Source organism: Shinella sp. CPCC 101442, assembly GCF_024704725.1.
Taxonomy (GTDB): Bacteria; Pseudomonadota; Alphaproteobacteria; order Rhizobiales; family Rhizobiaceae; genus Shinella.
Genome location: NZ_JALIQS010000001.1, coordinates 88802 through 103122 on the forward strand (window position 1 = coordinate 88802; position 14321 = coordinate 103122).

15 protein-coding genes are annotated in these 14321 nt (G+C 64.2%); 4 read left to right on the forward strand and 11 right to left on the reverse strand.

Going from position 1 to position 14321, the window contains the following annotated elements; translation table 11 throughout:
• The first annotated feature begins 45 nt into the window (after nucleotides 1-45).
• Together MUO32_RS00460 and MUO32_RS00465 are read left to right on the forward strand one after the other, a co-directional pair.
• Entirely contained in the window at nucleotides 46-1557 is a 1512-nt protein-coding gene (locus MUO32_RS00460) for a UbiD family decarboxylase (protein ID WP_257946273.1), read from the forward strand.
• Nucleotides 1554-2138, forward strand: a complete 585-nt coding sequence (locus MUO32_RS00465; protein WP_257946274.1) for a UbiX family flavin prenyltransferase — start codon at nucleotides 1554-1556, stop codon at nucleotides 2136-2138. Before MUO32_RS00460 ends, MUO32_RS00465 begins: the two co-directional genes overlap by 4 nt.
• A 1-nt stretch (nucleotide 2139) precedes the next feature.
• Here MUO32_RS00465 and MUO32_RS00470 read toward each other — a convergent pair whose 3' ends face one another.
• The 11 genes from MUO32_RS00470 to MUO32_RS00520 all read right to left on the reverse strand — a co-directional run bounded on the left by MUO32_RS00470 (nucleotide 2140) and on the right by MUO32_RS00520 (nucleotide 12443).
• Nucleotides 2140-3039 (reverse strand): DMT family transporter, encoded by a 900-nt coding sequence (locus MUO32_RS00470; protein ID WP_257946275.1) that lies wholly within the window; start codon nucleotides 3037-3039, stop codon nucleotides 2140-2142.
• Between the two features lie 144 nt (nucleotides 3040-3183).
• A complete protein-coding gene (locus tag MUO32_RS00475) occupies nucleotides 3184-3939 on the reverse strand; it encodes an SDR family NAD(P)-dependent oxidoreductase (protein WP_257946276.1) in 756 nt (251 codons plus the stop codon).
• A gap of 15 nt (nucleotides 3940-3954) precedes the next feature.
• Nucleotides 3955-4707, reverse strand: a complete 753-nt coding sequence (locus MUO32_RS00480; protein WP_374708571.1) for an SDR family NAD(P)-dependent oxidoreductase — start codon at nucleotides 4705-4707, stop codon at nucleotides 3955-3957.
• Between the two features lie 10 nt (nucleotides 4708-4717).
• The gene (locus MUO32_RS00485) at nucleotides 4718-5749 is read right to left on the reverse strand and encodes a proline racemase family protein (RefSeq protein ID WP_257946278.1); all 1032 of its coding nucleotides are present in this window, start codon (nucleotides 5747-5749) and stop codon (nucleotides 4718-4720) included.
• 11 nt (nucleotides 5750-5760) lie between these two features.
• Nucleotides 5761-7236 carry an aldehyde dehydrogenase family protein gene (locus tag MUO32_RS00490; protein ID WP_257946279.1) on the reverse strand — a complete coding sequence of 492 codons (1476 nt, stop codon included), beginning with the start codon at nucleotides 7234-7236 and terminating at the stop codon, nucleotides 5761-5763.
• Nucleotides 7237-7247: 11 nt separating this feature from the next.
• On the reverse strand, nucleotides 7248-8486 hold the full coding sequence (locus MUO32_RS00495; protein ID WP_257946280.1) for an FAD-binding oxidoreductase: 1239 nt from the start codon (nucleotides 8484-8486) through the stop codon (nucleotides 7248-7250).
• A 54-nt stretch (nucleotides 8487-8540) separates the two neighbouring features.
• The gene (locus tag MUO32_RS00500; RefSeq protein WP_257946281.1) at nucleotides 8541-9416 is read right to left on the reverse strand and encodes a dihydrodipicolinate synthase family protein; all 876 of its coding nucleotides are present in this window, start codon (nucleotides 9414-9416) and stop codon (nucleotides 8541-8543) included.
• A gap of 10 nt (nucleotides 9417-9426) precedes the next feature.
• Entirely contained in the window at nucleotides 9427-10092 is a 666-nt protein-coding gene (locus tag MUO32_RS00505; protein WP_257946282.1) for an amino acid ABC transporter permease, read from the reverse strand.
• 10 nt (nucleotides 10093-10102) lie between these two features.
• Nucleotides 10103-10765 carry an amino acid ABC transporter permease gene (locus MUO32_RS00510; protein WP_257946283.1) on the reverse strand — a complete coding sequence of 221 codons (663 nt, stop codon included), beginning with the start codon at nucleotides 10763-10765 and terminating at the stop codon, nucleotides 10103-10105.
• Nucleotides 10766-10774: 9 nt separating this feature from the next.
• Nucleotides 10775-11551: an amino acid ABC transporter ATP-binding protein gene (locus MUO32_RS00515; protein ID WP_257946284.1), complete on the reverse strand. Its 777-nt coding sequence runs from the start codon at nucleotides 11549-11551 to the stop codon at nucleotides 10775-10777.
• Nucleotides 11552-11609: 58 nt separating this feature from the next.
• Nucleotides 11610-12443 carry an ABC transporter substrate-binding protein gene (locus MUO32_RS00520; protein ID WP_257946285.1) on the reverse strand — a complete coding sequence of 278 codons (834 nt, stop codon included), beginning with the start codon at nucleotides 12441-12443 and terminating at the stop codon, nucleotides 11610-11612.
• A 201-nt stretch (nucleotides 12444-12644) separates the two neighbouring features.
• Here MUO32_RS00520 and MUO32_RS00525 point away from each other — a divergent pair, with 201 nt between their 5' ends.
• Both MUO32_RS00525 and MUO32_RS00530 read left to right on the forward strand, forming a co-directional pair.
• Nucleotides 12645-13364, forward strand: a complete 720-nt coding sequence (locus MUO32_RS00525; protein WP_257946286.1) for a GntR family transcriptional regulator — start codon at nucleotides 12645-12647, stop codon at nucleotides 13362-13364.
• Between the two features lie 2 nt (nucleotides 13365-13366).
• Nucleotides 13367-14149 carry a pyrroline-5-carboxylate reductase gene (locus MUO32_RS00530; protein ID WP_257946287.1) on the forward strand — a complete coding sequence of 261 codons (783 nt, stop codon included), beginning with the start codon at nucleotides 13367-13369 and terminating at the stop codon, nucleotides 14147-14149.
• The last annotated feature ends 172 nt before the right edge of the window (nucleotides 14150-14321 follow it).

Sequence of the window (14321 nt, forward strand, 5' to 3'; positions counted from 1 at the left end):
CTCCAGCACAAAGACCGTGACGTTTTTCCCCGGCAAGGGTTCGGCATGAAAGCCGATATCCCCATTCCGCGCCGCTATGACAGCCTTCAGGATTTCGTCGCCCTGCTCGAACGGCGGGCGCGGCTGAAGCGCATCCACGAGCCCGTTTCGCTGGTACACGAGGTCACCGAAATCCACCGTCGCGTGCTTGCGCAGGAGGGCCCCGCGCTGCTGTTCGAGAGGTCTGTCGATGGTGGCGGCAACATCCAGCCCGTGCCGCTCCTTGCCAATCTTTTTGGAACGCGCGAACGGATCGAATGGGGTTTCGGGCTCGAAACCGGCGACCTGCCGCATCTTGCCTCCTTCCTCGCGGACCTGCGCGATCCGAAACCGCCGCGATCCATGCGCGATGCCTGGCGGAAGCTGCCGCATCTCAAAGCCGCCCTGTCGATGAACCCGCGCGCGGTCTCCCGCCCGCCCTGCCAACACACGATCTGGCAGGGCGAGGCCATCGACCTCGGCCGCCTGCCGATCCAGACCTGCTGGCCGGGCGAACCTGCACCCCTCGTCAGCTGGCCGCTCGTCATCACCCGGGCACCCGACGACCCATCCGACATCAATGTCGGCATCTACCGCATGCAGAAGCTCGGAAAGAACAGACTGATCCTGCGCTGGCTGGCGCATCGCGGAGGGGCGCGCCACCACCGGCTCTGGCAGGCACGCGGAGAAGAAATGCCCGTTGCCGTCGTCATCGGCGCCGATCCCGCCACCATCCTCTCCGCCGTCATGCCGCTGCCGGACGGCATGAGCGAACTCGCCTTTGCCGGCGTGCTGTGCGGCCGACGGCAGCAGACGGCATCGGGCGTCACCGTGCCGCTCCCCATCCCCGCCAGTGCGGAGATCGTGCTGGAAGGCACCGTGTCCGCCAGCGAAACGGCAGAGGAAGGTCCCTATGGCGACCACACGGGCTACTACAACTCCGTCGAGGCCTTCCCGGTCCTGACGCTCTCGGCGATCACGATGCGGAAAAACCCGCTCTACCTCTCCACCTATACCGGCCGGCCGCCGGATGAGCCCTCGCGGCTCGGCGAGGCGATGAACGACCTGTTCGTACCGCTGGTGAAGCGGCAGTTTCCCGAAATCCACGATCTCTGGCTGCCGCCCGAAGCCTGTTCCTACCGCGCCATGGTCGTCTCCATCGACAAGCGCTATCCGGGCCAGGCGCGGCGGGTGATGATGGGCCTCTGGTCCATGCTGCCGCAATTCAGCTACACCAAGCTGATCATCGCCGTGGACGGCGATATCGATGTCAAAAGCTGGCCGGATGTCATCTGGGCGCTTTCGACCCGCTTCGACGCCAGCCGCGACCTCATGATCGTCGATAACACGCCGATCGACTATCTCGACTTCGCCTCGCCGAAATCCGGCCTCGGCGGCAAGCTCGGCCTCGATGCCACCACGAAGATCGGCACGGAAACCGACCGCGAATGGGGGCGCCCCCTCGCGATGACGCCCGATGTCGTGGCAAGGGTCGATGGCCTCTGGCATTCGCTTGGCCTCGGGGAGACGATCGCATGACCGTGGAGCGCGTCATCGTCGGCATTTCCGGCGCATCCGGTGCAGCGCTCGGCGTGCGCATTGTCGAGCGGCTCTCGGCACTCCCCGACATCGAAACCCATCTCGTCGTTTCCGACGCGGCGCGGCGCACGCTTGCGCTCGAATGCGGTCTCGATACACCTGAAAACCTCACCTCCCTCGTCGATCGTCATCACCCGATCGACGATGTCGGCGCTTCCATCGCCAGCGGCTCCTTCCCGGTCCATGGCATGATCGTCGCGCCCTGCTCCATGCAGACGTTGTCGGCCATCGCCACCGGCCGCGCCGATACGCTGCTCACGCGTGCAGCCGACGTGCAATTGAAGGAGCGCCGCCGGCTTGTCCTGCTTGCGCGGGAAACGCCGCTGCATCTCGGCCATCTGCGCGCCATGGTCTCGGCGACCGAGATGGGCGCCATCATCATGCCGCCGGTCCCCGCCTTCTATCATCGGCCGAACTCCGTCGCCGAGATTGTCGACCACCTCGCCGCCCGGGCCATCGACCTTCTCGCGCTTGCCCGCCCGTCGCTGACGCGAAGCTGGGAAGGAACGGGCGGCGCGTAGATCAAGCGAGCTGTGCTCTTGCCGGCCATGTCATCGCAACGACGCCGGCCAGCACGCAGACAAGGCCCAACCCCGCCGTCGGCGTCACCGTTTCCCCCAGGAACACCACGCCGAGACCGACGCCGATCGGCACCCGTATATAGGCTTGCGCCGTCGTGCCGACCGAGCCCAGCGTCTGGATCAGCCGGAAGTAGATCACGAAGGCGAGTGCGGTCGAGAAGACGGAAAGACCGAAAAGAGCTGCGATGGATTGACCGCTCGGCGCCAATGTCCATGGCCGATCGACGACGAGGCTGACGGGAAGAAGGATTAGCGCTCCCGAGATCATCGACCCGGCGGCGGGCAGCATAGGATCCATGCCCTTGAAACTCTTGCCGAAGATCGCCGCGCCGGCATAGGATATCGTCGCCGCGACAATGGCGAGTTGCGCCAGGGCTTCACGCCCGAGGCCATCCAGTGCCTCGAAGCCGACGATGAGGCAGACCCCGACCAGGCCAGCGGAGACACCGAAGAGTTTTCGCCGTGTTACCGCTTCGTGGCGGGTGACGAGGACCGTCAGAAGGAAGGTGAAGATCGGCGACGTGGAATTGAGGATAGTCGCAAGCCCCGCATCCGTCGTCTGCTCCGCCCAGGCGATCAGCGTGAACGGAATGACGCTGTTGAGACAGGCCTGGAAGAGAAAACGGGCCCAGTTTTCGCGATCCGTCGGCAGCGACAGCCCACGCATCTTGACCAGAACCATCAGCAGACCTCCCGCGATCAGCGTCCGCGCAGCGATCAGCGTCACGGGCGGGATCGTTTCAACGCCGATCTTGATGAAGGTATAGGACGCCCCCCAGAGGGTGGAGAGCAGGAGAAGCAGCGTGAGATCCGCCGACACATTCGTCTTTTCCGATGCCATCCCGCCCTCTCGCCATCACACTGTTCGCGGACCTTACATCATTCACGCAGGAAACAGTTCGATGCAGGACGAAGCGTGATGTCAATCCTGCGTGGAGCGCGGCTTGCGGTCATCGGCCGACCGCAAGCCCCGCCAGCCGGTGCGTCAGGCCACGGCCTGCGCACCCGTGATCTCCACCAGCGATCCGCACATGAACGCGGCCTCCTCCGAAGCGAGGAAGGCGACGAGGGCGGCGACCTCCTCGGGCTTGCCGATGCGACCGTAGGGAACGAGCTTGTCGAGATCGGCGATGGTGCGGCCGGAGCGCTTGACGCCCGCTTCCAGCATCGGCGTGTGGATTTCGCCGGGGCAGACCGCATTGACGCGCACCTTGTCCGGCGCATAGTCGCGGGCGAGGTTCTGCGTGAAGGCGGCGACGGCGGCCTTGGTCGTATTGTAGGCGATGTGGTTCGGCGCCGGATAGAGCCCCCATTGCGAGGCGGTGTTGACGATGGCCCCGCCACCTGCCGCGATCATATGCGGCAGTACCGCGCGGCAGAGATGGAACATCGAATCCAGATTGACGGTGAAGCTGATCTCCCAGTCCTCATCCGAAAGCGAGAGGAGATTGCCGCGCCTGTTGATGCCGGCATTGTTGACCAGCACGTCGATACGGCCCTCCAGCGCAAAGGCCTGCTCGATAAGGGAGAGACAGGCATCCTTCTTCGCGATGTCGGCGGCAATCGCCGTCGCCCGCCCGCCCTCGGCTTCGATGCCCTGCACCACGGCCGCCGCAGCCTCGACATTGACGTCCGTCACCACCACCAAAGCACCCTCGGCGGCGAGCCGCCGCGCGATGGCCGAGCCGATCCCTCCACCCGCGCCCGTGACGATGGCGACCCTGTTTTCAAACCGCTTCATGAAACCCTCCCTGATTTACCGGATATAGCTGCCACCGTTGACATCGAGCGTTGCGCCATTCAGCGAGGCCTGCGACGGACGCAACACGAAGGCAACGAGTTCGGCCACGTCGGCGGGTGACGCCATCTCACCGATCGGAATATCGGCGACAGCCGCCTGCTTGCCATGCGTGGCGATAAAGTCTTCGGCCATGTCGGTGCGCACCCAACCGGGCGCGATAGCGATGGCCGTGACGCCATCGGCGCCGAAACTGCGGGCAATCGACTTGGTAAGATTGACCAGCGCCGCCTTGCTTGCGCCATAGGGCATGGCATCGGCCGCATAGCCGCGCTGGCCGGCACGGCTCGCCATGTTGACGATGCGCCCGCCGCCTGTCGCCTTGAAGTGGCGGATGGCCTCCTTGCAGAGATCGGCGGCAGCGAAGACATTGATCTGGAACTCCTTCTGCCACGCGGCCTTCCAGTCCTCGGGCGATGCCGCGATGGAAATCTCCGTGCGGATGCCGGCATTGTTGACGAGGCCGTGGATGCGGCCTGCCGCATCGAGCGCCTTCTGCCACAACGCAAACGGACCATCCGGCGTGGAAAGATCGGCCTGCACCAGCAGCCCGTTGCCGCCGGCACGGGCAAGGAGCGCCTCCGCGCCGGTTGCGTCGCGCCCATAGTGAATGATCGGGCGGGCACCCTCACCCGCCAGACGCTCGACAATGGCGGCACCGATACCGCCCGAGGCGCCGGTGACGAGAATGGTCTGTCCCTGCAATGACATGTGCATGTTCCTACCTCAGACGATCGACCTGCGGGCCCCATGTATCCGACAGCGCAAAACCGCTGGCGAATGGATCATTCGGGTCCAGGCGCAGTTGCGTGCGGCCATAGACATAACCGTACCCCGTGATGCGCGGCAGCACGGCGCGGCGTCCGCCGATCTCCACCTCGCCGATAGCTTCGGCGAGAAACTCACCGCCGATGATGGAGCGCGAAGTGCGGACGTCGCCCACCGAAACCGCTCCCCGCGCAAAGAGCGTGGCGAGGTTGGCGGAGCTGCCCGTGCCGCAGGGCGAGCGATCGACCCGGCCGGGCGGGAGCGTGGTGCAGGTGCGCACCGCGCCATCCGGCTCGCTGTCACGGAACATGACATAGGCGATCTCATCGACGCCGGGCAGCGTCGGATGCCGCACCTTCACCTGGTCGGCAAGCAGCCGCTTCAATTCGATACCCGCCTCGGCGAGCGCGCGGGCATTTTCCGGCCTGATGGTGAGACCGAGCTGGCCGACATCAACCAATGCATAGTAGACGCCGCCAAAGGCGATATCGACGTTGATGCGGCCCCAGGGCGTATCGAGGCCATGATCCAGCAGCTCAGCAAAGCTCGGCACATTGTCGAGACTAACGGAAAGGCAGCGTCCGCCCTCGCAGCGCGCCCGCGCCACCACAAGGCCGGCGGGCGTATCGAGGCGGACCAGCGTCTCCGGCTCCCGCATCGCCACCCGGCCGCTTTCAAGAAGAGCCGTGACGACACAGATACAATTGCTGCCGGACATCGGATGGGCGCGATCGGCCTGAAGCACGATGAAACCGGCATCCGCATCCGGCCGCGTCGGCGCGACGACGAGGTTCACCGACTGGGCGACATGGGCGCGCGGCTCGAAGGTGAGGAAGCGGCGCAGGCTGTCGTCCACGGTGTTGATGTGGTTCATCTTGTCGAGCATGGTCGCGCCGGGAATGTCCGGTGCGCCGTCGATCAGCACATGGCCGAGCTCGCCCTGGCAGTGGACGAGCAGGAGATCGAGGACTTTTTCGAAGTGCATGGCGCGGGCTCCTACTTGATGTACCAGCCCCAGGGATCTTCGCTCACATACTTCGTGATCTGCTTGGTCTCGAGATAGTTGTCGAGACCCCAGCGGCCGAGTTCGCGGCCAATGCCGGACTGCTTGTAGCCGCCCCAGGGTGCCTCGGTGAACGTGGGCTGCGAGCAGTTGATCCAGACGATGCCGGCGCGGAAGGCCTTTGCCACCCGCTCGGCCCGCGCATCGTCGGCCGACATGACGGCGGCGGCGAGGCCTAAACGGGAATCGTTGGCGAGTTCAACGGCTTCGGCTTCCGTCTTGAAGGAACGCATGCAGACGACAGGACCGAAGATTTCCTCAACCCAGGCGGCACTGTCGAGCGGCACGTCAGTGAGAACGGTTGGGCGCAGGTAGTAGCCCTTCTCGAAACCCTCCGGCCTCCTGCCGCCGCAGGCGAGCGTCGCGCCTGCCGACCTCGCAGCCTCGATGGCCGCGATGACTTGGTCGTATTGCTTCTTCGAGACAAGCGGCCCTAGCAGCACGCCGTCTGCAAGACCGTCGCCGATGCGGATGCGGTTCGTCTCTTCGATCAACCGCTTCAGCAACGGCTCATAGAGCCCCTCCTGCACCAGCACGCGCGACGTTGCCGAGCAGACCTGGCCCTGATTCCAGAAGATGCCGAAGAGTATCCATTCGACGGCCTTCTCGATGTCGCTGTCGTCAAAGACCACGAAGGGCGATTTGCCGCCGAGTTCGAGGCTGATGCGCTTGATGTCGCGGGCGGCGGCGGCCATGATCTTCGAGCCGACCGGGCCGGAGCCGGTGAAGGCCAGCTTGTCCACGCCTTTGTGATCGATGATCGCCTGGCCGGCGACAGAACCGGCGCCCGTGACGATGTTGAGCACACCTGGCGGCAGGCCGACTTCGTCGGCGATGGCGGCAAGTTCCAGCGCGGTCAGCGAGGTGACTTCCGCAGGCTTCAACACGACGGTGCAGCCGGCTGCGAGCGCCGGGGCGACCTTCCACGACGCCATCAGCAGCGGATAGTTCCACGGGATGATGGCGCCGGCGACGCCGATCGGTTCCCTGACGGCCTTGGAGGTGAAACGCGCATCGGCCAGCGCAATGGGTTCTTCCGGGTTGCTGTCGAGCTGTTCGGCAAGGCCGGCATAAAAATCGAAGCACCCGGCGGCATCGGCGATGTCCCAGTCGGCCTCCGGAAAAGGCTTTCCGTTGTCGATGGTTTCGAGCCGGGCGATCTCGGCCTGGCGGGCGCGGATGCCCGCTGCGATGGCGCGGAGATATCGCGCGCGTTCGGCACCCGATGTCCTCGGCCAGCCATCCGTGTCGAAGGCGCGGCGGGCCGCCTTCACGGCCAAATCGACATCCTCCGCCGTAGCGGCGGCGATGTGGTGGATGACCTCTTCCGTCGCCGGATTGACGACCTCAAGGGTCCTGCCGTCGGACGCGGCTTTCCACGATCCATCGATGTAGAGTTCGCTTCGCATGGTCAGGCCTTTCAGAAACGGTCGATGCGGTAGGGTTTGAGATCGACGGGCGGGTTTGCGCCCGTCATGAGATCGGCAATCAGCCGGCCTGTTGTCGCGGCATAGGTAAGGCCGAGATGGCCGTGGCCGGTGGCGTAGAAGACATTTTTCCGCTTGGCCGACGGGCCGATGACCGGCACCGTATCGGGAAGCGCCGGGCGATGCCCCATCCATTCGCTGGTGTCTTCCGCCTTGAGATCGGGCAGCGCTTCCTTCGCACGCTTCACCAGCACCTTGGCGCGGCGATAATCCGGAGGCGCATCGAGGCCGGCCATCTCCACCGTACCGCCGACCCGGATGCCGCCTGCCGTCGGCGTCACCATGAAGGCGCGGGCGGGCCATATGATCGAGTGGCGCATCGAAATGCCTGGTGCCATGATCTGCGTGTGGTAGCCGCGTTCGGTTTCAAGCGGGATCGGCTCGCCGAGCAGTCTGGAGAGACGCCCCGTAAAGGCGCCTGCCGCCAGCACGACGCGATCGGCGGCAAGGCGCCGGCCATCGGCGAACTGCAGCGCCGAAACACCGCCCTCCCCCTGTTCAAATCCGACGACATCGCCGGTCTGGATGGCGCCGCCCAGCGCCTGGAACCGGTCCGCAAGCGCCGTCACCAACCGGTAAGGATCGGCGATGGAGCGATTGTCCGGAAAACGCACGGCCTTGGCGATCTTCGTCGTCAAGGCCGGCTCGAGATCGCGGATGGCATGGCCGCCGATGACGTCGTGGCGAAAGCCGAAGCGTTCGAGGATGTCGATATGCTCGCGGTCGGCGCGGAATTCCGCCTCGTCGGCATAGAGGCTGAGGCAGCCCTCGACGCCCAGCATGTGGGTCAGGCCGGTTTCCCGGAGCAGCGCATCGAGATCCTCATGGACGCGCCCGCAAAGGGCCGCACCTGCCGCTTCCAGTTCGCGCAATTTCGACGGGCGGCTCGCCGCGAGGAAGCGCAGGAACCACGGCACCAGCTTCGGCATGTAGGCCGGGCGGATGCGCACCGGCCCTTCCGGATCGAGCAGCCATTTCGGCATCTGCGCCCAGACGCCCGGTCGCGAGGCCGGCATGAACTCGGTCACCGCGATGCTCGCCATATTGCCATAGGAGGCACCCTTGCCGGGTGCATCGCGATCGACCAGCGTCACGGCAAATCCGCGGCGCTGAAGCGCATAGGCGATAGTGGTGCCGATGATGCCGGCGCCGACGACGGCGGTGGATGACACGGGAAGCGCTCCTCGAAGAGGTGCCGGAGGCCTACGCCTCCGGCTTAAGTTGCGTCAGTTGAGAACCGGCGCGATGGCGGCGCGGAAATCGGCCTTTTCCTGCTCGGTGAGTTCACCCAGCGGCGCGCGGCAGGTACCGACGGGCGTGCCCTGCAGCTCGCAGCCATATTTGATCTTCTGCACGAACTTGCCGCTTTCGAGGATGTTCATCGCACGGTAGAGCACGGTCATCTTCTCCTTCGCCCTGGCGAGATCGCCGGAACGGAACGCGCGGTCGAGATCGACGCAGGCAGCGGCCATGCAGTTGGCGGGGCCGCAGATCCAGCAGTCGGCGCCCCAGAACATGAAGTCGAGCGCGATGTCGTCCGAGCCGGAGACGAGGTCGATGCGCCCCTTGTAGCGCGCATGGATATCGACGGCGCGCTGCAGCACGCCCGAGCTTTCCTTGATGCCGATGACGCGCGGGTCGTCGGCAAGCGCATCCATCAGGTCGAAGCCGATCTCGATGCCGTCCTTCGGCGGATAGTTGTACAGGATGAGGTTGATGTCGGTCGCATCGAGGACGGCGCGGTAATGCGCCAGCAACTCATCCTGCGTCGGGCGCGTGTAGAAGGGCGTGGCGAGCAGCACCGTGTCGTAGCCGATCTCCCTGGCGCGCAGCGTGTTTTCGATGACTTCGCGGGTGGCCGGCGCATTGGTGCCGGCGATCAGCGCTTCGCCTTCGATGGCGAAATCCTTGACGAATTTCAGCACGTCCTCGCGCTCTTCGTTCGAGAGCGAAAAATACTCCCCTGTCGAGCCCATCGGCACCCAGCCGGTGACGCCGGCAGCGCGCAGGCCTGTGAGATGTTTCTCGAAGGCCTTGAAATCGACCCGGTTGTTGGCGTCGAAGGGGGTGACGAGGGCGGGCATGACGCCTGACAGTTTCATGGTCTTTCTCCTAAATGGCGAGTTTCTTGAGGATGCGGCCTTCGACGAGCGTGACGGCGCGCGTCAGCGGAAAGGCGATGGCGAAGTAGATGAGCGCGACGATGGTCAGCACCTCGACCGGGCGGGCCGTGTTGTTGGAAATGTTCTGGCCGACGAACATCAGGTCCGCCATGCCGACCGCCGAAACCAGCGCGCTTTCCTTGAACAGGCTGACACAGTTGGAGAGCAGCGTCGGAACGGCGCGCAGCACCGCCTGCGGCAGGATCACGTTCGTCACCTGCACCCGGCGCGGCAGGCCGAGCGCGATACAGGCATCCATCTGCTCGCGGCCGACGGATTTCAGCGACGCGCGAAACGTCTCGCTGGTGATGGCGCCCACATAGAGCGTCAGCGCGATGACACCGGAGGCAAGGTTCGAGAGCTCGACGCCGAGGATCAGCGGCAGGCAGAAGAAGATCCAGAACAGCTGGATCAGGACAGGCGTGCCACGGAAGAATTCGACGTAGACGCTGGCGATACCGCGCACGATGACGCTGGGTGCGGTGCGGGCAAGGCCGACGAGGAAACCGAGCGAGCAGCCGAGCACGATGCAGATCAGCGTCAGCTTGATCGTCGTCCAGAGGCCCAGTGCAAGCGCCTCCTGGAAGCGCAAAAGAACGGAGAAGTCGAGCGACATGGCTTTTCTCCTAGCTCGTCAGGATCTGGCGGCGGCGTTCGAGCCAGCCGACGACCTGCGAGACGGGGAACGAGACGGCAAAGTAGATCAGCGCGGCGATGGTGAAGGTCTCGATCGGCCGGTAGGTCTCCGTCGCAAGCGTCTTGGCCTGGTACATGAGGTCTTGAACGGCAACGATGGCTACCAGCGCGCTCTGCTGGAAAATGACGATGCCGTTGGTCAAAAGCACAGGGATCGAAGCCCGAAGCGCATTCGGCAGCACGATATGGAACACACGCTGGAACGGGTTTAGGCCGAGCGCGATGCCGGCATCGAGCTGTTCGCGCGGCACGGCCTGGATGGCGGCGCGGTAGGCTTCCGCGTTGAAGGCCATGAGGTTGAGGCCAAGCGCCAGAATGCCCATCGTCATCGAGCCGAGGAAGACGTTGAACAGCATCGGCACACAGTAGAAGAACCAGACGATCTGCACGATGGCCGGCGTGCAGCGGAAGAATTCGACAAACAGCGTCGCCGGCCAGCGGATGACGGCAAAGCGGCTCATGATCAAAAGCGCGAGTGGAAAGCCGAGAATGACGCCGATGAGATTGGCCGCGACGGTCAGCTCCAGCGTGACGATCAGCCCCTCGATCAGCGGGCCGAGCGAGACGGCATTGAAATCGAACGTATAGTTCACCGCCATCTCCTATTGCTTGATGTGGAAGACGCGGTCGATGAATTCGCGGGTGCGGTCCTCCCGCGGGGCGCCCAGCACCTGTTCGGGCGGGCCATCCTCGACCACCACGCCCCCGGAGCAAAAAATGACGCGCGAGGCGATGTTCTTGGCAAACCACATGTCGTGGGTCACGATCATCATCGGCATGTTCTGGTTTGCGAGTTGGAGAATGACCTGCTCGACTTCCGCCACCAGTTCGGGGTCGAGCGCCGACGTCACTTCATCGAACAGCATCAGTTTCGGATCGAGCATCAGCGCGCGGGCAATGGCGACGCGCTGCTTCTGGCCGCCCGAGAGCTGAGCCGGAAAAGCGTTCGCCTTGGCGCCGAGGCCGAAACGCTCCAGCAGCGCCTGTGCCCGCTGCATCGCGCTCGCCTTCTTCTCGCCGCGGACCTTGCAAGGCGCGAGCACCAGATTCTGGATGACGCTGAGATGCGGAAACAGCGTGTAGTGCTGGAACACCATACCGATGGAGCGGCGCACCTCGGTATCGATGAGCGTCTTCGCCTCGGGGCCGGCGGAGGAGATGTAGGGTTTGCCGCCGAAGGTGACGGCGCCGCTGTCGATCTTCTCGAGGCCCATCATCACGCGCAGGAGCGTCGATTTGCCCCCGCCCGAGGGGCCGATGACGACGACGCGTTCGCCGGGCTTCATCTCGATATCGAGCCCCTTCAGCACCTGGATATGCGGGCCGTAGCTCTTGTGCAGCGCGCGGATGGCGACAAGGGGAGCGGATGCGGAGGTCATGCGGGTTCTCCAGCCTGGGCGTTGGCGGGAAGCCGGGAGAACCCGGCTTCCCGATCGATCACTTGGAAGCCTTGAGAACGTCGTCGACGGCCTTCTTGATCAGCTCTTCGACATGGCCGGTGGCAACGCGCTCCTCGAGGAAGATGTTGACCACTTCGACGTCGGAAGCCGACAGCTGGTACGGCAGGCCGAAGGCGACGCCCTGCTTGGCAAGTGCGGGCGTGGGGTTCAGCGCAACGGCCCATTCCGGGTTCGACTGCGTGAAAAGCTGGTTGGTGTCGGAGGCGTCGACAAGGATATCCGCACGGCGCGAGACGACGGCGAGACGCGTCTCGTCATTGCCGGGCAGACGCAGGATCGTCGCATTCTTGACGGCTGCCGAGATCGCCTTGTCCTGTGCCGTGCCGGACATGACGGCAAGCGTCACGTCGGCCTTGTCGATATCGGCGACCGAGGCGGCGCCGGCAGGGACCTTCGGGTTCTCCTTGTTGTAGGCAAGCGAGATCTGGTACTCCATCGCGGGGATGGAGAACTGCACCGCCATGGCGCGGGCAGGCGTCCGGTTCAGCGCCAGCGAGACATCCCATTTTCCGGCCTGAAGGCCCGCGACGATGTTATCCCAGGTCGTATCGACGAACTCGGGCTTTACCTTCAGGACGTCGGCGAATTCGCGGCACAGATCGGCAAAGAAACCGGAATATTCGCCGCTTGCCGGATCGCGCATGATGTAGGGCGGGGCAACGGCCGCGCCGCAGCGCAGCGTACCGTTCTTCTGGACACCTTGCCAGTATCCTGCCGTCTCCTGGGCCAATGCGGCCGTAGCCGAAAGACCTGCCATCAGGGCGAGCGCGGCCGTGGTCCGCAGAGCGGACGTCATCACTTTCGAAAGCATGTGCATCTTCCCATTTTGAGCGCGTAGGACGCGCGGTTCCACCCGTCGGCTTTGGCCGTTCTTGCGGTCTTTTTATGTCGGCTCCGTGTCGACTGGTGAATTTATGTCGCCACCGTGTCGACAAAGTCAAGCGCAAATTTTAAGATTGCTGCGGCGTGGATTTTCTGGCCCAATGGCCGTGAAATGCGGAAAGGGACGTAAGTGTCTGAGGAAATTGAATCGAAACGCGTGCGCGGCATGGGCTCGAAAAGTGTGTACGACACGCTGCGCAACGAAATTCTGGCGCTCACCCTGCCGCCCGGTCAGCTGCTCGACGAGACGACGCTCGCCGAGCGTTTCGATATGTCGCGCTCGCCGATCCGCGAGGCGCTGATCCGGCTTGCCGGTGAAGAACTGGTGATCACGCTCTCCAACCGAAGCACCATCGTCGCGCCCATCGAAGTGGCGAGTTTTCCGAAATATGTCGAAGCCCTCGACGTCGCCCAGCGCATGAACACGCGCCTTGCCGCGGCACTGCGCACCGAGGCCGACCTGAAGATCATCGCCAAGCGCCAGAAGGAATTCGAGACGGCGGTGAAGACCGGCCAGCATCTCAAGATGTCGGAAGCCAACAAGCAGTTCCACATGGCCGTCGCCTATGCCGGCAAGAACGCTTATCTCGCCTCGTTCTACGAGCGCCTGCTCAACCAGGGCCAGCGCATGCTGCACCTGCATTTCGAATATCTGGAGCGCACCGGCGACGGCTATCTCCTGACCGACGAGCACGAACTGATGCTGGAAGCGATCCGTGCCAAGAATGTCGAGCGTGCCGACGAATTGGCGCACGCGCATACGCGACAGTTCCAGGACAATTTTATCGCGTTCCTGCGCGAAAACTACACGACCGATGTCTCCTTCGGCCCTCTTGCTGCTGCGGAATGATCATGTCCCTCCCCCAGAAAATCGGTTTTATCGGAACCGGAACCATCACCGACGCCATGGTGCGCGGCCTGCTCACCAAGCCCGCTGCCGTGCCGCATGTCATGGTCTCGCAGCGCAGCACGGATATCTCGGCCGCGCTCGCCGCCGATTATCCGCAGGTTCTCGTCTCCGGCGACAACCAGGCGATCGTCGATGGCTGCGACACCGTCATGCTGGCCATCCGTCCGCAGATTGCCGAGGAAGTCATCCGTCCCCTGCAGTTCCGCGACGGGCAGAGGGTGATCAGCGTCGTCGCTGCGATGAGCCGCGAGGCGCTTCTCGACTGGATCGGCGCGGATGTGCGCCTTTCGCAGGCGGTTCCCCTGCCCTTCGTCGCGCGCCGCAAGGGCGTCACCGCCGTCTATCCGGCCGACGCGGATACGGCCGCCATCTTCAATGTGCTCGGCAATGCCGTCGAGTGTGAGACACGGGCGGAGTACGACCTGCTTGCCGCTGCAAGCGCCCTGATGGCCACCTATTTCGGTATCATGCACCGCACGACGCAATGGCTTTCGGAAAACGGCCTGCCGGAAGAAAAAGCCCGCGCCTATCTCGCGCCCCTCTTCGCCAGCCTCTCCGACACGGCCCTGCGGGGCAGCAAGGAAACCGCATTCATGGAAATGAGCCACGAATTTGCGACCAAAGGCGGCCTCAACGAGCAGGTCTTCCGGGACTTCGACAACGAGGGTGGCTCGGATGCGTTGAGGCTGGCGCTGGACCGGGTACTGAAGCGCATCACCGGATGATATCCGCTCCATAACGCGGACGCACGCATAGGTCGGCCATCACGGTGCGTATCATCACGCTTCCGTCCAGGCGATGCCACGGCGGCGGATTTCAGTTTCGCGGCCTGCTTCCATTTTTCTGCCTTCATTCCTTCTCGACAGGTCAAGGCGCAATCGCCCTGCCGGGTTCCGG